This window comes from Pseudomonas sp. DCB_AW, from assembly GCF_026240895.1.
In the GTDB taxonomy this organism is placed as follows: Bacteria; Pseudomonadota; Gammaproteobacteria; order Pseudomonadales; family Pseudomonadaceae; genus Aquipseudomonas; species Aquipseudomonas kermanshahensis.
Window position 1 is genome coordinate 21,747 of sequence record NZ_JAPFCE010000028.1, and the last position, 22,638, is coordinate 44,384.

Annotated in this window: 21 protein-coding genes; 8 read left to right on the plus strand and 13 right to left on the minus strand. The window is 64.6% G+C overall.

The window, feature by feature from the left end:
* Nucleotides 1–27: 27 nt before the first annotated feature.
* From OO306_RS16380 to OO306_RS16425, 10 genes are all read right to left on the minus strand, one after another.
* Complete coding sequence (locus tag OO306_RS16380; RefSeq protein WP_265969342.1) at nucleotides 28–1,362, minus strand: LLM class flavin-dependent oxidoreductase; 1,335 nt, start codon at nucleotides 1,360–1,362, stop codon at nucleotides 28–30.
* A 281-nt stretch (nucleotides 1,363–1,643) separates the two neighbouring features.
* Nucleotides 1,644–3,260, minus strand: a complete 1,617-nt coding sequence (locus OO306_RS16385) for an ABC transporter ATP-binding protein (RefSeq protein ID WP_265969343.1) — start codon at nucleotides 3,258–3,260, stop codon at nucleotides 1,644–1,646.
* The gene (locus OO306_RS16390) at nucleotides 3,257–4,147 is read right to left on the minus strand and encodes an ABC transporter permease (protein WP_265969344.1); all 891 of its coding nucleotides are present in this window, start codon (nucleotides 4,145–4,147) and stop codon (nucleotides 3,257–3,259) included. Before OO306_RS16390 ends, OO306_RS16385 begins: the two co-directional genes overlap by 4 nt.
* A 2-nt stretch (nucleotides 4,148–4,149) precedes the next feature.
* Nucleotides 4,150–5,100 (minus strand): ABC transporter permease, encoded by a 951-nt coding sequence (locus OO306_RS16395; protein ID WP_027593382.1) that lies wholly within the window; start codon nucleotides 5,098–5,100, stop codon nucleotides 4,150–4,152.
* The gene (locus tag OO306_RS16400) at nucleotides 5,097–6,722 is read right to left on the minus strand and encodes an ABC transporter substrate-binding protein (protein WP_265969347.1); all 1,626 of its coding nucleotides are present in this window, start codon (nucleotides 6,720–6,722) and stop codon (nucleotides 5,097–5,099) included. Before OO306_RS16400 ends, OO306_RS16395 begins: the two co-directional genes overlap by 4 nt.
* A 145-nt stretch (nucleotides 6,723–6,867) precedes the next feature.
* Nucleotides 6,868–7,662: a class II aldolase/adducin family protein gene (locus OO306_RS16405; RefSeq protein WP_027593380.1), complete on the minus strand. Its 795-nt coding sequence runs from the start codon at nucleotides 7,660–7,662 to the stop codon at nucleotides 6,868–6,870.
* A 21-nt stretch (nucleotides 7,663–7,683) separates the two neighbouring features.
* Complete coding sequence (locus OO306_RS16410; RefSeq protein ID WP_265969349.1) at nucleotides 7,684–8,628, minus strand: D-isomer specific 2-hydroxyacid dehydrogenase family protein; 945 nt, start codon at nucleotides 8,626–8,628, stop codon at nucleotides 7,684–7,686.
* Nucleotides 8,625–9,761, minus strand: coding sequence for an acyl-CoA dehydrogenase family protein (locus OO306_RS16415; RefSeq protein WP_265969351.1), 1,137 nt, complete (start codon nucleotides 9,759–9,761; stop codon nucleotides 8,625–8,627). Before OO306_RS16415 ends, OO306_RS16410 begins: the two co-directional genes overlap by 4 nt.
* A 134-nt stretch (nucleotides 9,762–9,895) precedes the next feature.
* Nucleotides 9,896–10,810, minus strand: coding sequence for a LysR family transcriptional regulator (locus tag OO306_RS16420; RefSeq protein WP_027593377.1), 915 nt, complete (start codon nucleotides 10,808–10,810; stop codon nucleotides 9,896–9,898).
* A 97-nt stretch (nucleotides 10,811–10,907) separates the two neighbouring features.
* Nucleotides 10,908–11,954 carry a LacI family DNA-binding transcriptional regulator gene (locus tag OO306_RS16425; RefSeq protein WP_265969352.1) on the minus strand — a complete coding sequence of 349 codons (1,047 nt, stop codon included), beginning with the start codon at nucleotides 11,952–11,954 and terminating at the stop codon, nucleotides 10,908–10,910.
* Between the two features lie 260 nt (nucleotides 11,955–12,214).
* On the opposite strand from OO306_RS16425, the gene OO306_RS16430 reads away from it, so the two are divergent.
* From OO306_RS16430 to OO306_RS16445, 4 genes are all read left to right on the plus strand, one after another.
* Nucleotides 12,215–14,422, plus strand: a complete 2,208-nt coding sequence (locus OO306_RS16430; protein ID WP_265969353.1) for a TonB-dependent receptor — start codon at nucleotides 12,215–12,217, stop codon at nucleotides 14,420–14,422.
* 154 nt (nucleotides 14,423–14,576) lie between these two features.
* A complete protein-coding gene (locus tag OO306_RS16435) occupies nucleotides 14,577–15,911 on the plus strand; it encodes an LLM class flavin-dependent oxidoreductase (RefSeq protein ID WP_265969355.1) in 1,335 nt (444 codons plus the stop codon).
* Entirely contained in the window at nucleotides 15,908–16,951 is a 1,044-nt protein-coding gene (gene mgrA, locus OO306_RS16440; RefSeq protein WP_265969356.1) for an L-glyceraldehyde 3-phosphate reductase, read from the plus strand. Before OO306_RS16435 ends, mgrA begins: the two co-directional genes overlap by 4 nt.
* A gap of 3 nt (nucleotides 16,952–16,954) precedes the next feature.
* Nucleotides 16,955–17,884 (plus strand): aliphatic sulfonate ABC transporter substrate-binding protein, encoded by a 930-nt coding sequence (locus OO306_RS16445; protein ID WP_265969357.1) that lies wholly within the window; start codon nucleotides 16,955–16,957, stop codon nucleotides 17,882–17,884.
* Between the two features lie 149 nt (nucleotides 17,885–18,033).
* On the opposite strand, the gene OO306_RS16450 is transcribed toward OO306_RS16445, so the two are convergent.
* The gene (locus OO306_RS16450) at nucleotides 18,034–18,513 is read right to left on the minus strand and encodes a GNAT family N-acetyltransferase (protein WP_099429240.1); all 480 of its coding nucleotides are present in this window, start codon (nucleotides 18,511–18,513) and stop codon (nucleotides 18,034–18,036) included.
* Between the two features lie 125 nt (nucleotides 18,514–18,638).
* On the opposite strand from OO306_RS16450, the gene OO306_RS16455 reads away from it, so the two are divergent.
* From OO306_RS16455 to OO306_RS16470, 4 genes are all read left to right on the plus strand, one after another.
* The gene (locus OO306_RS16455; RefSeq protein ID WP_172960357.1) at nucleotides 18,639–19,268 is read left to right on the plus strand and encodes a LysE family translocator; all 630 of its coding nucleotides are present in this window, start codon (nucleotides 18,639–18,641) and stop codon (nucleotides 19,266–19,268) included.
* A 21-nt stretch (nucleotides 19,269–19,289) separates the two neighbouring features.
* Nucleotides 19,290–20,162, plus strand: a complete 873-nt coding sequence (locus OO306_RS16460; protein WP_265969358.1) for an alpha/beta fold hydrolase — start codon at nucleotides 19,290–19,292, stop codon at nucleotides 20,160–20,162.
* Between the two features lie 101 nt (nucleotides 20,163–20,263).
* A complete protein-coding gene (locus OO306_RS16465; protein ID WP_265969359.1) occupies nucleotides 20,264–21,139 on the plus strand; it encodes a pirin family protein in 876 nt (291 codons plus the stop codon).
* A gap of 202 nt (nucleotides 21,140–21,341) precedes the next feature.
* The gene (locus OO306_RS16470; protein ID WP_027593367.1) at nucleotides 21,342–21,602 is read left to right on the plus strand and encodes a DUF1652 domain-containing protein; all 261 of its coding nucleotides are present in this window, start codon (nucleotides 21,342–21,344) and stop codon (nucleotides 21,600–21,602) included.
* A 20-nt stretch (nucleotides 21,603–21,622) separates the two neighbouring features.
* Here the strand turns inward: OO306_RS16470 and OO306_RS16475 are convergent, their stop codons facing one another.
* Both OO306_RS16475 and OO306_RS16480 read right to left on the minus strand, forming a co-directional pair.
* Nucleotides 21,623–22,237: a Yip1 family protein gene (locus OO306_RS16475; protein WP_027593366.1), complete on the minus strand. Its 615-nt coding sequence runs from the start codon at nucleotides 22,235–22,237 to the stop codon at nucleotides 21,623–21,625.
* Between the two features lie 85 nt (nucleotides 22,238–22,322).
* Nucleotides 22,323–22,610: a hypothetical protein gene (locus OO306_RS16480; RefSeq protein WP_027593365.1), complete on the minus strand. Its 288-nt coding sequence runs from the start codon at nucleotides 22,608–22,610 to the stop codon at nucleotides 22,323–22,325.
* Between the last annotated feature and the right edge of the window lie 28 nt (nucleotides 22,611–22,638).

Consider the following 22,638-nt stretch of genomic DNA (forward strand, 5'->3'; position numbering starts at 1 on the left):
GGAACAGAACTCCTTGTTGGGGTGGGCTCAGGCAACGGCCGGCTGGGTGCGGCGCTGGGTGTTGCGGTTTTCCGGCACGCTGAGGCCGAAGTTGTCACGCAGGGTGGTGCCGGTGTACGCACTGCGCACCAGGCCACGGGCCTGCAGCAGCGGCACCACCTGCTCAGTGAAGGACTGCAGGCCGTCGGGGAGCAGCGCGTTGATGATGAAACCGTCGGCGGCGCCCTGTTCGAACCAGTGCTGCAGGGCATCGGCCACCTGTGCCGGGGTGCCGACGAAGTCGCGGCGGGGGCGCGAGAAGCGCAGCGCCAATTGGCGAAGGGTCAGGCCTTCGTCGCGGGCCAGTTGTTTGAGCTGGTCCGAGGTGCCCTTGTGGCTGTCGTTGCCTAAAGTGCCGAGGTCGGGGAAGGGCGCGTCCAGGTCATGCTGGCTGAAGTCGTAGTCGTTGAACGGGCGGCCAAGGGCGACCAGTGCGTCCTCGATGCTCACCAGGTCCACAGCCTGCTGGTAGCGCTGCTCGACTTCCTCGGCGTCACGGCCAACGATAGGGCGGATGCCGGGCAGGATGAACAGCGCGTCGGGGTTGCGACCATGGCGTGAGGCGCGTTGCTTGAGGTCTTGGTAATAGGCATGGGCGTCGTCGAACGACTCGGGGCTGACGAAGAGGGCGTCGGCGTTCTGTGCCGCGAAATTGCGACCTTCTTCTGACACGCCAGCCTGGAAGATCAGCGGTTGGCCCTGCGGTGAACGTTGGATGTTCAGCGGGCCCTTGACCTTGAAGAACTCGCCCTGGTGGCCCAAGGTGTGCAGCTTGGCCGGGTCGAAGAACTGCCCGCTTTGTTTGTCACGGGTGAAGGCGTCGTCTTCCCACGAGTCCCACAACCCCTTGACCACATCCACGTGCTCGCGAGCGATTCTGTAGCGCACAGCATGGGGCGGGTGTTCGGCCTTGCCGAAATTGTCGGCTGTACCGGAAAGCCACGAAGTGACCACGTTCCAGCCGGCGCGCCCGCCGCTGATCAGGTCCAGCGAGGCGAACTGGCGCGCCACCTGGAACGGCTCGGTGTAGCTGACGGTGACCGTGGCCACCAGGCCGATGTGCTCGGTCACTGCAGCCAACGCCGAGAGGATGGTCAGCGGCTCGAAACGGTTGAGGTAGTGAGGGCTGGAGCGGGCGTGAATGTGCAGGCTGTCGGCGATGAAGGCGAAGTCGAACTTCGCCGCCTCGGCCAACTTCGCCTGCTGTTTGTAGAAACCAAAATTGACGCTCGCATCGGCAAGCGCCTGAGGGTGGCGCCATTCGCCCCAGCCGTGGCCGACGCCATGGATCATGGCGCCCAGGCGGATCTGTCGTTTGCTCATGGGAATACCTGTGGGTTGTGCTGCAAATGGAAGCGATACCGCCATGCGTCACCGCGCGCGGGGGCGCCGGTGAAGCAGGGTGGGTGATAGGGAAGGGTCATGCGTGCAAGGCTCCTGGCATGGTCGTGGTGGACGGCCTCCGCCAGGAATGGGGTCGGTCTGGAGTGACCTTAGCGGGTATGGGGTGAGGTTGTGAAAGGCTTTGTGGTTCTATGCTAATTATGTTTTTAGGGTATTTACTGATCTTATTTAAATGCAAATAAATAATATTGTGTCATGACTTATGCGGCAGCTTTGTGCCCCGGGATGGCCGCGATCAGTTCACGGGTATAGTCACTCGTTGGCCGATCGAACACCGCGTCTACCGTACCTTGCTCCACCACCTGGCCTTGGCGCAGCACCAGTACGTGGTCCGCCATGCTCGCCACCACTGCCAGGTCATGGGACACCAGCACATAGGCGATCCCCAATTCGCGTTGCAATTCATCCAGCAGCGCCAGGATCTGCGCCTGCACCGAGACATCCAGTGCACTGACCGGCTCGTCGAGCAACAGCAGATCGGGTTGCAGGGCCAATGCCCGGGCAATGGCCACGCGCTGGCGCTGGCCACCGGACAGCTCGCGGGGCAGGCGGTCTAGGTAGCTGACGGGCAGGTGCACGCGTTCGATCAGCTCACGGGCCGCCTGTTCCAGCGCTGGGCCTCTGAGCAGGCCGAACGACACCAGGGGCTCGACGATGCTGTCGAACACCGTGAAACGGGGGTCAAGGGCCGCGAACGGGTTTTGCTGGACCAACTGCATGCGCCGGCGCAAGGGCCGAAACGCCCGCCAGCCATGGCCGGTAACGTCTACCTGGTCGAACAGAATGCGGCCTTGGCTGGGCGCCTCCAGGCCGAGCGCGATGCGCAGGGCGGTGCTCTTGCCAGAGCCGGACTCGCCGACGATGGCCAAGGTCTGGCCTGGGTGCACCTGCAGGCTGAGGCCCTGCAGGGCGACGAAGCGGTTGTGCTGGCCCTTTGTCTTCGGCAACTCGAATGTCTTGCCGATACCCTCCAGGCTCAGGATCGGTTGCGTACCTGGCGTCAATGGCCCTGGTCGCCGGCGATGGCTAAAGGCGGGCGCTGCCGCAAGCAAGTCACGCGTATAGGAGTGCTGTGGTGCCTGAACGACGAGGCGAGGCGGGCCTTGCTCGACCAGTTCACCCTGTTTCATCACCAGCAAGCGGTCGGCGCGGTCGGTGGCCACGCCAAGGTCATGGGTGATGATCAGCAGCGAGATGCCCCGTTCGGCCACCAGCCGTTGCAGGTGATCGAGGATCTTGCGTTGCACCGTCACGTCCAGCGCGCTGGTGGGTTCGTCAGCGATGATCAGGCGCGGGTTGCCGGCCAGGGCAATGGCGATCAGTACCCGTTGGCGCATGCCGCCCGACAGTTCGTGCGGGTATTGGCGGGCGCGCAGGGCCGGCTGGTCCAGGCCGACCTGGCCCAGCAGCGCCAGCACATCGGCGTCGAGGCTGCGGTAGCGGCGGCCGTGGGCCAGGGCCAGTGCTTCGCCGATCTGCTGGCCAACGCGCAGTGTCGGGTTGAGGCTGACCATCGGGTCCTGGGGCACCAGGCCGAGGGTACGGCCGCGCAGGTGGCGCTTCTGCCGTTCGCTGGCGTGCGCCACGTCGATGCCATCGACCCACAACTGGCCGCCATCGACTCGGGCAGTGCCCGGCAGCAAGCCAAGCAGCGCGTTGGCCAGGGTCGACTTGCCCGAACCGGACTCACCGACGATGGCCACGGTCTCGCCCTGGGCCATGGAGAACGACAGGTGTTTGACTGCCTGGGTGGTATGGCCGCCAGCGTTGTAGCTGACGCTGAGGTCGCGCACGGCGATCAGGGGGTGTTGGCTCATCGATGGTGCTCCTCGAAGGTACGGGCGAGATGGTTGAGGCTGAACACCACGGCGACCACGAACAGGCCCGGTAGCAGCGACACCCACGGGGCAGTGATCAGAAAGTGGCGGCCGTTGGCGATCAGCGTGCCCCATTCTGCTGCCGGGGGCGCCGCGCCAAAGCCGAGGAAGCTCAGGCCGGCAGTGGCCAGGATCGCGGCGCCGAAGTCCAACGTGGCAAGCACCGCGACCGGCCCCCAGGCGTTGGGCAGGATGTGCCGCAGCAAGGTGCGGCACCAACTGGCGCCCCCCAGGCGCGCGGCTTCGACATAGGGCAAGGTCTTGACCCGCAGTACCTCGGCGCGGGTGGTGCGGGCAAAGCCCGGAATGATGCCCACGCCGACGGCGATTGCCACAGGCACCGTACCGAAGCCGATGGCGGTGACAATCGCCAGGGCCAGCAGCAGGCCAGGCAGGGCCAGCAGCACATCGATCACACGCATGAGCGCCGCGTCGACTCGCCCTCCGGCAAACCCCGCCAACACACCCAAACCAAGGCCACCGGCCAGGGCGATGCCCACCGCCAGCAGTGCCGCTTGCACCGACAGGCTGGCGCCGTACACCACGCGTGTATACAAGTCGCGGCCCAGTTCGTCGGTACCGAACCAGTGCGCGGCACCGGGCGCGGTCAGCTTGGCCGCAGGCGAGGTGGCATAGGGGTCGAAATGGGTCAGCCACTGCGGCACCACGGCGGCGGCCAGCGCAAACAGCACCACCAGCAGCGCCACGGCGAAACCTGGGCGCGATATCAACGGTGCCACTGCCTGGCCCAAGCGCTGCACGCGGGTGCGGCGCTTCCAGGGCGTGGCGGGTGCGGCGGCACGGAACGGGCGGGTATCGGTGGTCATGGTCAGGTCACCTTCGTGGCATGCGTGATGCGGGGGTCAAGGTAGGGGTAGAGCAGGTCGACGATCAGGTTGACCAGCACGAAGGCCGCTGCCGATACCGCGACGATCGCCAGCACCACCGGGATGTCCTGGCGCAACACCGCTTCCTGGGCCAGCCGACCGACACCGTTGCGCGAGAAGATGGTCTCGACCAGCACGGCGCCGGACACGGTATTGCCCACTTGCAGGCCCACCAGGGTAAGAATCGGCAGCGCCGCGTTGCGCAACGCGTGCCGGGCCTGCACCTGGGCACGGCTCAGCCCCTTGGCGAACGCCGTGGCGATGTAGGGCTCGTGCCACACGCCTTGGAAACCGCGTTGCAGCACCTGGGCATAGACTGCGGCGCTGGGGATGGCCAGGGTCACGGCCGGCAGCACCAGGCTGGCGAAGCCTTGGCTGCCGGTGGCCGGGAACCAGCCCAGGCCGAAGGCGAAGACCTGGATCAGCAGCAGCCCCATCCAGAACACCGGCACCGAGAACCCCAGTGAAGGCACGCGCGACAGCGCCACCTTCAGCGGCCGCCATTGCAGGTACGCGGTAAGGTAGGCCAGGCCAATACCCGCCAGCAACGACAGCACGATGGCCAGGCCGGCCAGTGACAAGGTCTGCGGCAGGCGCTCGGCAAGTAGCTCAGTCACCGGCCTGTTCAGCGACAGCGAACGCCCCAAGTCGCCTTGCAGAGCGCGCCACAGCAAGTCGAAGTACTGCTCGAAAATCCCCTGGTCCAGCCCGTAGTAGGCGCGCGCCTTGGCCAGGTCTTCGGGTGACAGGCCGTCGGCCTCCATGCCCGAGGCGCTGAGCATGATCGCCAAGGTGTCCCCTGGCAGCAGGTAGAGGATGAAGTAGGTAATGGTGTAGGCCCCCCACAGCACCAGCAGCGCCTGGCCGATGCGCCCGATCAGGTAGCGGTTCATGGCTGGGCGACCTGGATATCGCTGAGGAACGCAAAGCCCTCGGCGGTCCAGCGGAAGTCCTTGACCCTGGGCGCGGTGGCGGCCTGCCAGACACGCTCGTACAACGGGAACGCCGAGGCCTGGTCGATGAGCAGGTCCTGCAGTTGGCCGTAGGCCTGGGCACGCTGAGCGTCGTGGGTGGCGGTAATGCCATCGTCGAACAGCGCCTGGGCCTGGGTCAGGGTCTGGGGCTCGTAGGTATTGGTGGCGAGGGTGGCACTGTTGGCGGCGCGCGGGTCGAGGATGGTCTGGAGGATGATCGGGTCGGCGCGGGTCATGTAGGTGGAGGTGAGGTCATAGTTACCCGACGCATTGCCTGCGACCCATTCGGCGCGGGTCAGTACATTGAGCTTGAGGTCGATGCCCACCTTGCGCAGTTGGTCCTGGATCAGCACGTCGCCAGCGCTTTCGGCCGGCGTTAGGTTGTAGCGCAAGGTCAGGCGCTTGCCATTCTTGTGCCGATAGCCATCATCGCCCTTGCTCCAGCCGGCGGCGTCGAGCAAGCGCTCTGCGCCTTGTGGGTCGTAGGCGAGCTTGTCGGCCTGGGCCTTGAAATACGGGGTGGTGATGTCATAAACCCCGGTCACCACCGGGAACTCGGCGTTGTAGACGGTGTGGGCGTAGCTGGTGCGGTCGATGGCTTTCTGCAAGGCCAGGCGTACCTGGCGATCACCCAGCAGCCGGTCGTTGCGGGTGTTGGGGTAAAGGTTCAGCGCCGGGCCTGGCAGCGAGCGGCTTTGGATGGTCGCGCCTTTGGCCTGGAACAGCTTCAGGTCGACTTCGGAGAACGGGTTGCGCGGCCAGAGGATGTCGGCCTTGCCCTGCAGGAACAGGCCGTTGCGCACGCTTTCTTCGGGGATGTAGCTGATGTCCACGGCATCCAGGTGGGCCGCGCCGGGGTTTTTCACGTTGGCCGAGGCCCAGGCGTAGTCAGGGCGTTTCACCAGGCGTGCGCCGACTTCCGGGGTGTAGTGCTCGAGTATGAATGGGCCAGTGCCGATGATCTTGCCCAGCGAACGCTCTTGGGCGCTGAGCGCGTAGGACGCGGGCGCCAGGATGGCCAGGTTGGTGGTCGAGGTGGCCTGCAGGAAACCGGCATTGGGGCGGGCAAGCACCAGGCGCACGGTGAAGTCGTCGACCACGTCGGCGTGGTCGTAGCCCGCGAGGTAGGTCGCGCCGAAGGTGGCGGGCAACTGCGTGGCGAAGGCTTTGTTGGTGTCGAAGGCCGTCTTCACGGCGTGGGCGTCGAAGCGCTCGCCGTTGCTGAAGCTGACGTCCTGGCGCAGGTGGAAGGTGTAGGTGAGGGCGTCATCGCTGACTTCCCAGCTTTTCGCCAGCCACGGGATGATGCGGCCGCTGTCCGGGTCCTGGTCGGTGAGGGACTCGGCGACATTGCGCAGCAGCACACGGTGTTCGAGCCAGTAGACCTGGAAGGGGTCGACGCTGACCAGGGTGGTGTTGTCGCCCCAGAAAGCGATGTTGAGGGTTTTGCTGGTGTCCTCGGTGGCGGGGGAGCAGCCGGCGAGGGCCAGCACCAGGGCGCAGGCGCTAAGCAAGTGGCGGGCACGGGGGAGTGGCGGCATGGGGCGTTCCTTCTGATGTAATTGGGTTGCCGGGGCTGGCCTCTTCGCGGGCAAGCCCGCTCCTACAGGTACAGTGGTGTACCTGATGGATGTGGGAGCGGGCTTGCCCGCGAAGAGGCCAGCCCAAGCAGCAGCGGTCTGCCAGTCAGTCCTGGTAGTCACGCCCCTCACGGTCCAATTGGCGGATCAGCGCATCCCAATGCCGCTGAATCCCTTCGCCAAGCCCGTCGGAAAACCGTTTGGACTGCTCGTGCACCTTGGCAATCGCCGCCGGTGCCGCATGCAGCAGCTGGTCATTGCCGCCGGCCTGCGCCGCCACCTGGATGTTGCACGCCCGCTCCAGCCCATGCAGCTCGCGGAATGCATGCTCGACGCTGACCCCGCCGGTCAGCAGGCCGTGGTTGCGCAGGATCAGGATGTTGCTGTCACCCAGGTTGGCAACCAGGCGCTGTTGCTCGTCCAGGTCCAGGGCGACGCCTTCGTAGTCGTGGTAAACCACCCGGCTGTAGTAGGCCAGCGCGTGCTGGGAGATCGGTAGCAGGCCATCCCGCTGGGCCGACACGGCGGCGCCGTCGCGGGTGTGGGTGTGCAGCACCGCCTTGAGGTCGTGCCGCGCGCGGTGGATGGCGCTGTGGATGACGTAACCGGCCTGGTTGATGCCTAGCCCCAGTGGGTCGTCGATGATCGTGCCGTCGACATCCACCTTGACCAGGTTAGAGGCGGTGATTTCATCGAACAGCAAGCCAAAGGCGTTGATCAGGAAGTGCTCGTCTGGCCCGGGCACCCGCGCCGAAAAGTGCGTGTAGATGTGGTCGGTCCAGCGGAACAATGCCGCCAGGCGATAGGCGGCCGCCAGTTTTACCCGCACCTCCCATTCCTCGGCACTGACCCGCTGGCGAACGGTGTTTGTTTGTGGGGATACGACAGACAATGAACTCATGGTGTGCTCCAGAAGAGAGGGTCAGTAGCCACGCTGGATATCGACCAGGTTGCGCAGCGGCGCCTGCTCGCGATAGCGGGCGAAGTTGTCGAGGAAGGCGTCGAGCAGCGCGGGGTAGCCGTCCTCGGAAATCGCCGACGTGTGCGGCGACAGGAATACGCGGGGGTGGTGGTACAGCGGGTGGCCCGCCGGCAACGGTTCCGGGTCGGTGACATCGAGGCTGGCGCGGCCGATCAGCCCGCTGTTCAATGCTTCGAGCAAGGCCTGCTGGTCCAGTAGGGCGCCGCGGGCGATGTTGATCAGGTGCAGGCCGGGCTTGGCCTGGGCCAGCACCTGGCGGTCGATCAGGCCACGTGTGGCCTGGGTCAGCGGTGCGGCGATGACCAGGTGATCGCTGCCTGCGAACAGGTGCTGCAGGCGCTCGACGCGCTCGACACCGGGCACCTCGGCAATCGGCTGCCCAGGGCGATTCAGCGCCAGCACGCGCATGCCGAGCGCGGTGGCCTTGCGCGCCAGGCTCTGGCCAATACTGCCGAAACCGAAGATGCCCAACGTGCGGCCGCGCAACGGCGCCAAGGGCGTCAGGCGCCAGTCGGCGTCCTTCACCCACAGCCCCGGCAGTTGCTTGGCGGCGGCAAACACCAGGGCCAGGGCAAACTCTGCGACCTGCTCGGCGTTGGCGCCCTTGCCGCTGGTCACCGGCGGCCCCTGGAATACCCAGTCGGGGTAGAAGTCGATGCCCGACGACACCACCTGCACCCAGCGCAGCGACCAGGGCCAGCCTGGCGGCGGGGTATCTACGCGGTTACCGCGAATATTGATCGGGCGCACGATGAACACATCGGCAGGCACATCCACGTGCAACTGGCCGGGGGCGAGGTCGATGACTTCGTGGTCGGGCAGGTGCTCGCGCAGGTATTGGTTGGCCTGGGGGTCAAGCTGGCTGGCAATGATCGAGTGGCTCATGCTGCCACCTCCGCCAGTGCGCTGCGCCCGACCTGGGCCAGCACCACATCGTCCTGGGGCGTGTGGATGCGGCTGCACAGCACGTCACGGTAGTGCCGCTCCAGCGGGTTGCGGCGGGACAGGCCAGGGTTGCCGGCAGCCTCGATGGACAGCTCGACCGCCTGGATGGCGTTGCGGCTGACCAGGTGTTTGATCTGCCCGGCATGGCGCGGGTCAATGTGGCCGGCGACCGCCGAGTCCAGCAGGCTGCGGTTGGCGAACAGCAGGGTATCGATGCGCCCGACCACATCCTGGAAGCGCGGCAAGCTCGCCAGCGATGCACCCAGGTTGGAGGGTGCGCGGTTGTTGAGAAACTGCACCAGCCAGTCACGCGCGGCCTGGGCGACGCCGTCGTAAAGTGCCGGCAGCAGCACTGACATCCACAGCAGGCTGGTGCCATCGAGTTCGGGCCGCGGCGCGCTGGCAGGGCTGACACTGACGGCGTGGTCCAGCGGGATCAGCACGTCGTCAAAGCGCACCTCGTGGCTGCAGGTGGCGCGCATGCCCAGGTGGTCCCAGTCTTCGACGATGCTGATGCCGGGCGTGTCCTTGTGCACCAGAAAACCACCGACCAGCGGGTCTTTATCGTCGCTGCGCGCCCACACCAGGTACCAGGTCAGGCCGTAGCTGCCGGTGGAGTAGATTTTGCGCCCAGACAGCCGCCAGCCTTCAGCGGTGCGCCGCGCCACGGTGGCCGGCAGGCCGCCACGGGCCGGCGTGCCCAGTTCGGGTTCGACACGAAAGGCGTTGATCAGCGCACCGTTGGCCACCGCGTCACGGGCAACCTGCATGCGCAACTGCTCGGGCCAGCGGGCTTCGTCCTGCAGGCGAAAGTGCTGCAGGTACTGCATGACCAGGATCAGCGCCGTGGAGGGGTCGCCCTTGCCAACGGCGGCAACTACCTGACGCGCAGTGGCCAGGTCGGCCCCGCCGCCACCCAAGGCGCGGGGCACGGTCAGGCTGAGCAGGCCGTGGCGGTGAAGCAAGCTGAAGTTGTCGGCGGGGAACTGACCGCTGCGGTCATAGCGCTCGGCGTTGGCGGCAAGGGCCTGGGTCAGCTCGGCAAGAGCAGCGGTGGATGGGGGGTGACTCATGGAGTATTCATCCCTGGAACACGGTGGGTTTCTAAGACCGTATTCGTCTGGATGAGCGCTGTAAAAGTCTTTTTGGTTCTATGCTAATTATTTGTTTGTAGAATTTAAAAAATACCTACTATGCAAATTTTTTATTATGTGTGGTCTCCTGCTGTGGGCGCGGCCTGCAGCCTGTTCCCGGCAATCTCACCAAACAGCTCCACCGGCTCCTGCAGGTTGCCCAGATACCGTGGATGGAACAGCCACAAGTCCACCTGCGGTTTGAAATCCGTCACGTTGACCACATCCAGTGCATCCCGATGGCGGCTGCTTTGCAGCAGCGGCTCGGGTACCAAACCCAGCCCTTGCCCGTTGGCGACCAGGCCCAGTTGCAGGTCGGTGCCAAAGGTTTCCAGGTTGATCGACAGGCTTAGCCCTTGTTCGCTCAAGGCCCGCTGCAGCCCCGCACGAAAACCGCAGCCGTCGGGGTTGAGCACCCAACCGCGGGTGTAACAATCCTTGAGCTTGTAACTGCGCTTGCTGGCGCTGCCCTTGGCGGCCACCACGCGCAGTGGCATACGCGCGATGGAGCGGCTGGTGATGCCCTCAGGGAAGATTTTGCCAGGCGGGAACAGCGCCGCAGCGGCGTCGAGTTCGCCGTTTTCCATGCGTGCGATCAGGCTGCTGCCCCAACCACTGGTGACTTGGGTGCGCAACACCGGGTAGGTGTCGCGAATCTGCGCCAGGGCGTCGAGCAGCACCACGTCCCCCAGGGTTTGCGGCACGCCCAGGCGCAACGTGCCTGACGGGGCGCCGTCATTGGCGACCAATTCACGCAGTGAGTCGATCTCCCGCAGGATCGCCTTGCACTGCTCATACACCCGCAGGCCCATTGGCGTTGGCTTCAGCGGTTTGGTGTTGCGGTCAAGCAGGGTGGCGCCGAGGTCTTCCTCGAAGTTCTGCACGCGACGGGTGATGGCCGGCTGGGTCAGTTGCAGGGCCTCGGCGGCGAGGTTGGTCGACTGGCAACGGATGACCGCCACGAAGGCGTCCATGTCATCGATTTTCATATTCGGCGCTCACATATTGGGGCTGTGGGACATACCTTGGAAGAATAATCCTCATTGTGCGGATTGTCACAGCGCCCGATGCATCAGTGCCTTGCCGTCAGGCGCTTTCGCGGGCCACCAGTTCGCAGGCGAGCAGGTTCAACCGTTGCACCTCACCCTCATGCGCGATGGCGCCCAGGTGTTGCAGGACGCGCAAGGCCGCCACCTCGCCAATCTCCCGCGAGGGCGGCCGCAACGTGGTCAGGCTGGGCAGCAGCATGTCGGCGAAGGGGTAGTCGCCAAAGCCGACGATCGCCACGTCATCCGGTAGCCGCAGCCCCGCACGTTGGCCAGCCAACACGGCGCCGGCAGCCAGGTTGTCATTGGCAAAGATGATCGCCTCGGGGCGTGGCGTGCGGCGGATCAGCGCCTCCATTGCCTGTTTGCCTGCCTCGAACGGCGCGCAATCGGCGGAGGGCACGAACACCCAGGGTTCAAGACCGGCCTCGGCCAAGGCCTCGATGTACCCGTCACGCCGCTCCAACGCGCTCAAGTCGCCGGCTGCGCTGTTCTGCACGAAGGCGATGCGTCGATGCCCTTTTGCCAGCAAGTAGCGGCACGCCTGCACGCCGACCTGGTGATGCAGAAAACCGACCTGCAACGGCGCCCGCTCGGGGCGGTAATCCCAGATCTCGACCACGGGCACGTCAGCTTCGGCCAGCATCTTTTCAGTCGCCGGGCTGTGGAAATGGCTGGTGACCACCAACGCCGCCGGCGACCAGCCGAGGAACGCACGCACCGCACTCTCTTCCTGTTCTTCGCTGAAGTAGCTGGACGCCAGCAGCAACTGATAGCCATGGCGGCTGAGGGTGTCGCTGAAGGCCTGGATGGTTTGGGCAAAGATCGGCCCCGAGATGTTTGGGATCACCATGCCGACAATACGCCCGCGCGCCGAGGCGAGGCCCCCGGCGACCAGGTTGGGAACGTAGCCCAGCGCCTGCACAGCGGCCTCTATGCGCTCACGCAGAGGCGGTGAAACCTGCTCAGGCTGGTTGAAGAAACGCGACACGCTGATCGCCGATACGTCTGCCGCGCGCGCCACGTCGGCCAGGGTGGCGCGGCCTGCACCACGGCGCTTTCGGGGGGAATCCTTGGCTTGGCTCACAGGGTCGCCTCATCGGGAAATGGCGCGATGGTAGCGCTAACGCAATGGCGCCTGGCAAATAGCTTTATTGCATATCAATCTGACTTTTAAGTATTTGACGTGCTAAGCAGCGCCCTCTGATACTTGCTCATGTTAGCGCTAACAAGCGCTGCTGTTGGCAAGCGCCTGCCACTCGCACGAGCGAGACCAGACACCCACAGCACCCTCCGTGTCGGCCCGTGAACGTGGGCCTGGTCTGGTCCCATAAGGCAGTGAGCAGCATGCAGACAACTCCATTTCCTACTACACAACGCCGGCCGCTGGCAGCGGCCATTTTGTTGGCCGCGTTCGGCCAGGGCGCCCAGGCTGCCGAACCTGCCGAGAGCGCGCCGCAAGCGACGGCCCTCGGCGCGGTGACGGTCACGGCCACACGCCGTGAAGCCAGCCTGCAGGAAGTCCCGGTGGCGGTTTCGGTGATAGATGGCGAGCAGCTCGAACGTGACAACCGCAACAACGTGGCCAGCATTGTCCAGCAGGTGCCGACACTCAACTACCGGGCAGGCGCCTCGAACAAGGACACCTCGCTGTTCATCCGGGGCGTCGGCACCATTTCGACCTCCCCAGGCGTCGAGCCCACCGTGGCTACCGTGGTCGATGGCGTGGTGTTCGGGCGGCCGGGCCAATCTACCCTCGACCTGCTCGACCTGGAGCGCATCGAAGTGCTGCGTGGCCCGCAGGGCACGCTGTTCGGCAAGAACGCGTCGGCCGGCGTGCTGAACGTGGTCAGCAAGGCCATCCCCGAGCCAACCCGCGGCTACGTGGATTACTCGCACTTTGGCGGTGGCGATGAAAACCGCCTGCGCTTCGGCATCGGCGGGCGGCTCAGCGAACAGTTCAAGGGCTCGCTGAGCACCTTGTGGGGCGATTACGACGGCAATGTCGAAAACGTTGCCAATGGCCACGACGTCAATGGTTACCAGCGCAAAGGTGCCCGCGGCAAGCTGGAATTCGAACCCAACGAAGACCTGCGCCTGACCTTGATCGCTGACTACATGAAAGGTGAAGACACACTCCCCAGCGGTGTGATCACAAGCGCCAGTACAGCGTTTGCCAACCAACTGCGCCCGGTCACCCCTAGCGCGCACAACCGCGATATCAACAGTGACTTCAAGACCCACGTCGAAGACGAGAACCAAGGCTTGTCGGCCCAGCTCGACTGGCAACTGGGTGACTACACCCTGACCTCGATCAGCGCCTGGCGCGGCTGGGACAACACCCAGTACCAGGACGGCGACCGCCGTGCGTTGCTCCCCGTGACCGCGTCCCATGACAAGGGCACGGTGGACTACGACCAATACAGCCAGGAGTTTCGCCTGACCTCGCCCAAAGGGCAGTTCAACGAGTACGTGCTCGGCGCCTTCTACATGCACGGCACGTCCAACGAAACCTACCAGCGCCTGTCGGTCAACGGCGGCGTGGCCAACACGGGGCGGGCAGATTACTCAACGACCAACGACAGCGTCGCGCTGTTCGGTGAGAACACCTTCAACTTCACCGACGACTTGCGCGCCATCTTCGGCCTGCGCTGGACACACGACGACCTGGAGTACGACCACCGCCGGGTCTCCAGCTCGGCCACCGCGGTCACCGGCATCCAGCCTTCGACCGCCAGTTCCGGCTCGGTGGACGAGGACGGTTGGAGCGGGCGCACCGGCCTGCAATACGACTTCAACGACAACCTCACCGGCTACGTCACCTATTCGCGTGGCTACAAAGGCCCGGCCTACAACGTGTTCTTCAACATGCAGCCGCGCGACACCGGCGCCCTCAAGCCGGAAACCTCCGACGCTTATGAAGTCGGCCTGAAGAGCACGGCGCTGGACAACCGGCTGACCGCCAACCTGGCGGTGTTCCACACCGACTACGACGACTACCAGGCCAACTTCTTCGACACGGTGGCCAATCAGGTGGTAACGCGCTTGGTCAACGCCGGCAAGGTCAAGACCCAGGGTGTGGAGCTGGATGCCAGTTTCCAGGCGACGTCGCAGCTGAAGTTGACTACTGCCGTGGCCTACACCAAGGCCCGTGTCGACCACTTCAACTGCCCGGCAGGGGCCGCGGCCAACTGCAACATCGACGGTGGCCACCTGCCGTTTACCCCGGACTGGAAGACCTACGTGCGTGCCGACTACGTGATCCCGCTGGACAACGGCCTGGATGTCGAGCTTTCCAGCGACTACAGCTGGCAGGATTCGGTGCAGTTCAGCCTGGACCAGAACCCGGACACCGTGCAGGGCGCCTACGGCATCTGGAACGCCAGCATTGCCCTGGCCGACTACAACGACGGCTGGCGTGTGGCACTGCTGGGCAAAAACCTGGGTGACAAGTCGTATGCGCAGATGCTGGCCAGCGGCGGCGATTACATCTACCGCTCCGTACCACGCGACGACGGGCGCTACTTCGGCGTGCAGTTGCGCAAGGATTTTTGAGTCACTCGAATCCTGCGCATGACCTGTGTAGGAGCAGCCTTGTGCTGCGAAGAGGCCGGTACGGCTTATACAGAGGCTGTGGCGTTACAGGCCTCTTCGCAGCACAAGGCTGCTCCTACAAAAGCGCAGCGACAACCCCATCAAGGAGATCGACATGAGCCGTCAACTGAGCCTGGGCGCCTTCCTCATGGCCACCGGGCACCACGTGGCCGCCTGGCGCCACCCGGACGTACCGGCCGACCCCATGGACTTCAGCAGCTACCGCCGCGCCGCGCAGATCGCCGAAGCGGCCTGTTTCGACGCGTTGTTCGTTGCCGACAGCGTCGCCGCGCCCACCGACGCCCTGGCCAGCCACAGCGCACGCTCCACCTATTTCGAACCGCTTACCCTGCTGTCGGCGTTAAGTGCCGTTACCGAGCGCATCGGCCTGATCGCCACCGCCACCACCAGCTACAACGAGCCGTACCACGTAGCACGCAAGTTCGCCTCGCTCGATCACCTGTCCGGCGGCCGCGCAGGCTGGAACCTGGTCACCTCGGACGCGGCCGCCGAAGCGGGCAACTTCGGCCGCCAGGTGCATATCCCCCATGCCGAGCGTTACGCCAGAGCCCGGGAGTTTCAGCAGGTGGTACAGGGCCTGTGGGACAGCTGGGCTGACGACGCCTTCGTGCACGACAAGGCCGGTGGGCTGTTCCACCGTCCTGATGGGGTGCGTGCCCTGAATCACGCAGGCGAGCACTTTCGCGTGAAAGGCCCGCTGAACGTCGCCCGCTCGCCCCAGGGGCGGCCGGTGCTGGTTCAGGCGGGCTCCTCGGAAACCGGCCGCGAGCTGGCCGCGTTCAGTGCCGAGGTGGTGTTTACCGCGCAACCGAGCCTGGCCCGCGCCCAGGCGTTCTACGCCGACCTCAAGGGCCGGCTGGCCGCTTACGGGCGGGGCGAGGATTCGCTGAAGATCATGCCTGGCGTGTTTGTGGTGGTTGGGCATAGCCAGGCTGAAGCCGAAGAAAAGTACCAGCAGTTTCAGGAACTGGTCGACCCGCGCGTCGGGGTTGGTTTGCTCGGGCGCATGCTCGGCAATTTCGACCTTTCCGGTTACCCATTCGACGGCCCGCTGCCCGAACTGCCGCCCACCGAAGATGGTCAGCGCAGCCGCCAGCAACTGCTCACCGAACTTGCCGGCAACGAGCAATTGACACTCGCCCAGCTTGGCCGGCGCATCGCCGGCGGGCGAGGGCACTACAGCCTGGTCGGCACCCCGGCCCACATCGCCGATGAACTGCAGGCCTGGTTCGAGGGCCGTGCCGCCGATGGCTTCAATGTGCTGGTGCCGCACCTGCCCCTGGGGCTGGAGGATTTCGCCAACCTGGTCGTGCCCGAGCTGCAGCGCCGCGGGCTGTTCCGCCGCCAGTACCAAGGCCGCACCCTGCGTGAACACTTGGGGCTGCAGCGCCCTGCCAATCCTTTCTTTACCGAACGAGGTCAACCATGAGCTACGCCGCCCACCCCGAGCGCTACGCGCGCATGCCTTATCGCCGTGTCGGCCGCAGTGGCCTGGTGCTGCCGGCCCTGTCCCTGGGCCTGTGGCACAACTTTGGTGATGCGACGCCTATCGATACCCAACGCGCGTTGCTGCGCACCGCATTCGATGCGGGCATCAACCACTTCGACCTGGCCAACAACTACGGCCCGCCCTATGGCAGCGCCGAGACCAACTTCGGCCGGCTGCTGCGTGAAGACCTGCGCAGCTACCGCGACGAACTGATTATCTCGAGCAAGGCGGGCTGGGACATGTGGCCAGGGCCATACGGGCAGGGCGGCAGTTCGCGCAAGTACCTGATCAGCAGCCTCGACCAGAGCCTGCAGCGCCTGGGCCTGGACTACGTCGACATCTTCTATTCGCACCGTTTCGATGCCGACACGCCGCTGGAGGAAACCGCCATTGCCCTGGCCGACATCGTGCGTCAGGGCAAGGCGCTGTATGTCGGCATTTCGTCCTATTCGGCGGGCAAGACGGCTGAGATTGCGGCGCTGCTGGCCGAGGTGAAGGTGCCGCTGCTGATCCACCAGCCTTCGTACAACCTGTTCAACCGTTGGATCGAGCGTGACCTGCTGGCCACCACTGATGCGCTCGGGGCCGGGGTGATCGTGTTCACGGCGCTGGCCCAAGGCCTGCTCAGCGACAAGTACCTGAACGGCATTCCCGCCGATGCCCGCGTCAACCGCGCCGGCGGTGGCTCGTTGCTGCCCCAGCACCTGTCGCCAGACAACATTGCCCGCGCCCGCGCCCTCAATGAAATCGCCCGGGGGCGAGGCCAGAGCCTGGCGCAACTGGCCCTGGCCTGGACCCTGCGCGACCCGCGCGTGAGTTCGGCACTGATTGGTGCAAGCCGCCCCGAGCAAATCATCGAGAACGTGGCCGCACTCGATAACCTGGTGTTCAGCCCCGAGGAGTTGGCGGCCATCGACCAGTACGCCGTGGAAGGCGGAATCAACCTCTGGGAAAAAACCTCGACCGACTGGAAGGAGTGACCCATGCGTGTGCTACGCCTTGCCGTCCTGTTACTGCTGAGCTTGGCCGGTGCTGCCCAGGCGGCAGACCCTGCGACGTTGCGCATTGGCTACCAGAAGGGCTCGATCAGCCTGGTCCTGGCCAAGCAGCATCGCCTTCTGGAGCAGCGCTTTACTCACACCCAGGTTGAGTGGATCGAGTTTCCGGCCGGCCCGCAAATGCTAGAAGCCTTGAACATTGGCAGCCTCGACATCGGTTCGACCGGTGATATTCCGCCGATCTTCGCCCAGGCGGCCGGCGCCGACCTGCTGTACATCGGCGCTGAACCGCCCAAGCCGCAGGCTGAGGTGATTCTGGTACCGAAAGACAGCCCGGTGGGCACCATCGGCGACCTCAAGGGTAAGCGGGTTGCCCTGCAGAAAGGTTCGAGTGCGCACAACCTGTTGCTGCGCAGCCTGGCCAAGGCCGGGTTGAGCATCCGCGATGTGCAGCCGGTGTACCTGGCACCTGCCGATGCGCGTGCGGCGTTCGAGCGCGGCAGCGTGGACGCCTGGGCGATCTGGGACCCGTTCTATTCGGCCATCGACCTGGAGGGCAAAGCGCGGCTGTTGGCCGATGGCCAAGGGCTGGGCTTGATCGGGCCTTTCATGCTGGGGGCGCGTGAGTACGTCGAGGCCAACGGGGCGTTTGTCGGTCAGCTACTCGATGTGATCAGCCAGGCCGAGGCGCTCACGCGCAGTGACGAAGCCGGGAGCATCCAGTTGCTTGCACAGTTCATGGGCTTGCCGGAGGCGGTGGTGCGGCGCAGCTTCAGCCATCGGCCGGCGTCGCCGGTGATACCGGTGAGCGATGAGATCGTGGCAGCGCAGCAGCGCACGGCGGAGCTGTTTTTCCAGAACAAGGTACTGCCCAAGCGGGTGGATATTGCCGGGGCGGTGTGGCGACGGAACTGAGCCAAACGCAACGTTCGGCTTTCATTGACCTGTAGGAGCAGCCTTGTGCTACGAAGAGGCCGGTAAGGTCCATAGAATTATTGTGGCGAGACGGGCCTCTTCGCAGCACGAGGCTGCTCCTACAGGGGGGATTTCGGCGGTATTTGGGGTCAACCCTGGGCAAACGCCAACAGCTTCTTGCCATCCAGTCGATATTTAACCCACTCAGCCTGCGCTTCGGCCCCCAGCGACTGGTAGAACCCGATCGCGGGTTCGTTCCAGTCCAGCACACTCCATTCCAGGCGCCCGCAGCCGTTCTCCACAGCCTCGCGGGCAATGTGCCGCAGCAATGTGCGCCCGGCACCATCGCCGCGCTGCTCGGGCGTGACGTACAAGTCTTCCAAATAAATCCCGTTACGCCCCAGCCACGTCGAGTAACTGTAGAAATACACGGCAAAACCGATCGCCTGGCCATCCCGCTCGCAGATCAGGCTGTGCACTGTACTGCCCTCGTCGAACAGGCTGCGCTCGATATCGGCAACCGAGGCGATCACCTCGTGGCGCGCACGTTCGTAGTCGGCAAGCTCAGTGATGAAGGCAAGAATCTGCGCGGCGTCGGTACGCACCGCGGGGCGGATAGTGAGGCTCATGGGGCGGGCTTCCTTGAACGGGATGAGATCGGTACAGTATTTGTATCTATTTAATTTAGCAAAACTGTACCGGTCGCAAGGCAGGGCGACTCCGTTAGTGTGACAGCACCAATAATGATTGTGGAATGCCTGCCATGCTTGCCTCTGCCGACCTGCTTACAGCGTTCGTGCTGTTTGCCTTCGTATCCTCCATCACCCCGGGGCCGAACAACACCATGCTGCTGGCCTCGGGTGTGAACTTCGGCGTGCGTCGCTCGATCCCGCACGCCATGGGCATCAGCCTTGGCTTCATGGTCATGGTGCTGGCCGTCGGTTTGGGCCTGGGCGAGGTGTTCAAGGCCTGGCCGCCGTTGTACACCGTGCTGCGTTACACCGGCGCGGCCTACTTGCTGTACCTGGCGTGGAAAATCGCGACCTCGGGGCCAATCGGCACGGATTCGGCCAAGGCCCGCAAGCCGCTGGGGTTCTGGGGCGCCGCCGCGTTCCAGTGGGTCAACCCCAAGGCCTGGGTGATGGCGGTGGGGGCCATCACTACCTATACACCGGCCCAGGGCTACGTGATGAACGTGGTTGTCATCGCCGCGCTGTTCGCCCTGGTCAACCTGCCCAGCGTCGGGGTTTGGGTCATGTTTGGCAGCGCTTTGCGCAACCTGTTGCAGAACCCGCGCTGGCTGATGCTGTTCAATGTCCTGATGGCCTTGCTGCTGGTGATTTCACTCTACCCGCTGCTGTTTGTAGAATCGGCGTTTTCATAGACCGATGAGTACAGCAAGCCGATGCAGTTGATCCCCTGGTCACACCTATGCCCCGAAGGCTTCACCTTGCGCGGGTGGCGCACACCCGCCAGTGGCAAGCCTTTGCTGCATTTTCTGCACGGCAACGGCTTCTGCTGCCTGGCGTACCAGCCGTTGCTGATGCGCCTGGGCGAGCATTTCGACCTGTGGCTGTGCGATGTGCAAGGCCACGGCGACAGCGACCATGGCGGCGTGTTTCGCGGGTGGAACCGCACCGCTGAATTGGCGGTGGAGGCGTTCGAAAGCGGGCGTGGCGAGTATGGCGAGGTGCCACGCTTTGCCCTCGGGCACAGCTTTGGTGGCGTGCTCACGGGGCTGATCCTGGCCAGCGCACCCACGCTGTTCGAGCGGGCCATACTACTTGACCCGGTGCTGTTCAGCCGCCGTATGATCGGTGTGATGGGCGCGGCTGCGCTGGTCGGCCTGCATCAGCGCCATGCCTTGGCGCGCAAGGCGGCCAACCGCCGCAGCCATTGGCCTGATCGTGAGGCGGCACTGGCCTCGCTGCAGGGGCGCGGCATTTTCAAAGGCTGGACCGATGCGGCAATGATGGCCTATGTGGAGCATGCCATTGGCGATTGTGGCGAGGCGGTAGTGCTCAAGTGCCGGCCCAGCCGCGAGGTGGAAATTTTCAGTTCGTTCCCCAAGCGCATGTGGGCAAACCTGGCCGCGATCCACACACCGACGCGGGTGCTGTATGGCGAACAGACCTATCCCTTCGTGCCGCATTCGGTCAAACGCCTGGCGGCGCTGAACCCCAACGTGAGCGCGCGGCAGGTCGCCGGTGGGCACTGCTTCATGCAGGAGGACCCGGCCATGGCCGCCGAGCAGGTGTTGGCCTTCCTGCAACCGTGACGTTGTCGTTCCATAGGTGAGACGATGCATGCTATTTAAGCTGCCTACCGGCTTATTGGCATCATTGGTAAGGTGATCCCAGCCAAGAGAGGAGACTTCTCATGAAAAAGATTCTGGGTATTCACCGCAGCCCCCACGCCCACTGGGTAGGCGATGGCTTCCCGGTGCGCAGCCTGTTCACCTACGACGACCTGGCCCGCCAGATCAGCCCGTTCTTGCTGCTGGACTACGCCGGCCCGCACGACTTCACCCGTACACGTGACCGACGCGGCGTCGGCCAGCACCCGCACCGTGGTTTCGAAACGGTGACCATCGTCTACCAAGGCGAGCTCGAACACCGCGATTCCACGGGGGCCGGTGGCTTGATCGGCCCCGGCGACGTGCAATGGATGACGGCGGCCAATGGCATTGTCCATGAAGAATTCCATTCGCCGGCATTCGCCCGCACGGGTGGCACACTCGAAATGGTCCAGCTGTGGGTCAACCTGCCCGCACGTGACAAGCGCGCCGCGGCGGGTTACCAGACGTTGCTTGCCACGGATATCCCGGTGGTGGCGCTGGATGACCAGCGTGGCAGCCTGCGGGTGATCGCGGGTGAATTCCAAGGCCACCAAGGCCCTGCGCGGACTTTCACCGCGATGGATGTCTGGGATTTGCGCCTGAATGCTCAAGCGACTTTGCAACTGCCCGTAGCCGCAGGGCGCAACGCCGCCTTGGTGGTGCTGCGCGGGACTGTGCGGGTCAACGGTGAACGGGAAGCCGGGCCAACCAGCCTGGTATTGCTCGAGCGTGGGGGTGAGGACATTGTGCTCGAGGCGCTGGAAGGCGCCAGTGTGCTGCTGCTCAGCGGTGAGCCGATCGATGAGCCGATCGTTGGCTATGGCCCATTCGTGATGAACAGCCAGGCAGAAATCGCTGAGTCGTTCGACGACTTCCATGCCGGCCGGTTCGGGCAGATGCAGGCCGAGGGCAGCTGAGACCGCTCGTCGTCAACTCTGTGCAGCCGATCGAACAGCCCTGGCTGGCCTGCGATCTTCCACTAAGGTGCTAGATGATCCCGCGCACCATCATTGCTCCGGCGCATGGACGGCCGCCTGAGCATGCGCAATATCAATTGGCACCATGCCTGGCAAAGGCGTACCTAAACAACAGGCCATCCAGTACAGAGAGGGTCGTACAATGTCGTTGATAGGCGTTTCAATGCTAGAGATGCGGCAAATGATCGAGCAAGCCTGCCTGCCTGATCGCTGCGAGGTCAGTTGCGCGGATGGCGCCCACCTGACCATCCGCCTGGGCCAGGGGCAGCGCCTCGAAGCGGGCGTTACCCTGACAGGCGTTGCGCTGCAGGACCTCAACAGTTGCCGCGACGTGGTGAACCTGGTTTCGCAGCTGCATGCGCTGCGTGACAAGCCGACCACGCCAATAAGGGCGATTGCCTGAGCCTGCACCTTGTGTCCCGGTCAGCCGAGGCTGGCCGGGCGCACATATTCCGGCATCAGGCCGTTGAACCAGAACAGGATCATCGACACCAGGATGGTCACCAGCACCAATAGTCCAACCCCCCACACACAGGCGGCGAACAGCATGGCCTGCTCCTTGCGTAACCGCAGAAACGTCTGCAGCCCGCCAAACAGCAGCACGCTGGCATAAGCCGAAGCAGCCAATAGCGCAGTCAGCGCCAGCCAGCGAATCGGCAGCAACCCGACCACCCCCGCGAAAAACCACGGCGTGGCGCAGTAAGCGGCAAAGCCGATGCATTGCTGCAGGCTGGGTTGCGCATCGAAGCCGCGTGACATCCAGCGGATCATCACGCCCATGATCATGACCCCGACCACTGTGGCTGCGTACAGCAGGCCTGCCAACTGCGCCGCGCTGCCAATGCTCAGGCGCACGCGTTCTTCGGCGGCCAGGCTCCAGCCGAACGTGGTGGTGCCGACAAACAGGCAAATGGCAGGGATCAGCGCCAGGGCTAGCAGCCGAGGCAGGTATTGCTGCGGATGGTCCTCTTCGGCGCGGCGTATCTCCATCCAGGCATCGGACGGGCGGGTGAAGAGCTTGAGCAGTGGACTGTTCATGACGGTCTCCAGAAGGCGTGGGCTCTTTTCTATGGAGACGCGCCGTTGCGGGCAGGTTCAGCGCATTTGATCGCCGTTGATCACCTTATTGCAGCTCCAGCAGGAGGTTCAGCCCGCCATCGCCACATTTGCCCTGGTCACGCACCACCCCGCGGTAGGTGCGGCCATCCCAGACGAACGCCACGCTGTGGGCGCGATCGACCTTGTCGGGCAGCGGCGGGCAGATGTGCAAGCGCAGGGCAGGGCGGCCCTGCAGGTTGAGGGCGGCGAGTTGGCATTGGCATTCCACGCTCTGGGCGACCGGGCCGAACAACGTATCGCGTACGTAATCCAGCTGCACAAAGGTATTGGGTGCGCGGCCGGGCATTTTCATGGGCATGGGCTCCTTGTGAAAGCTGACG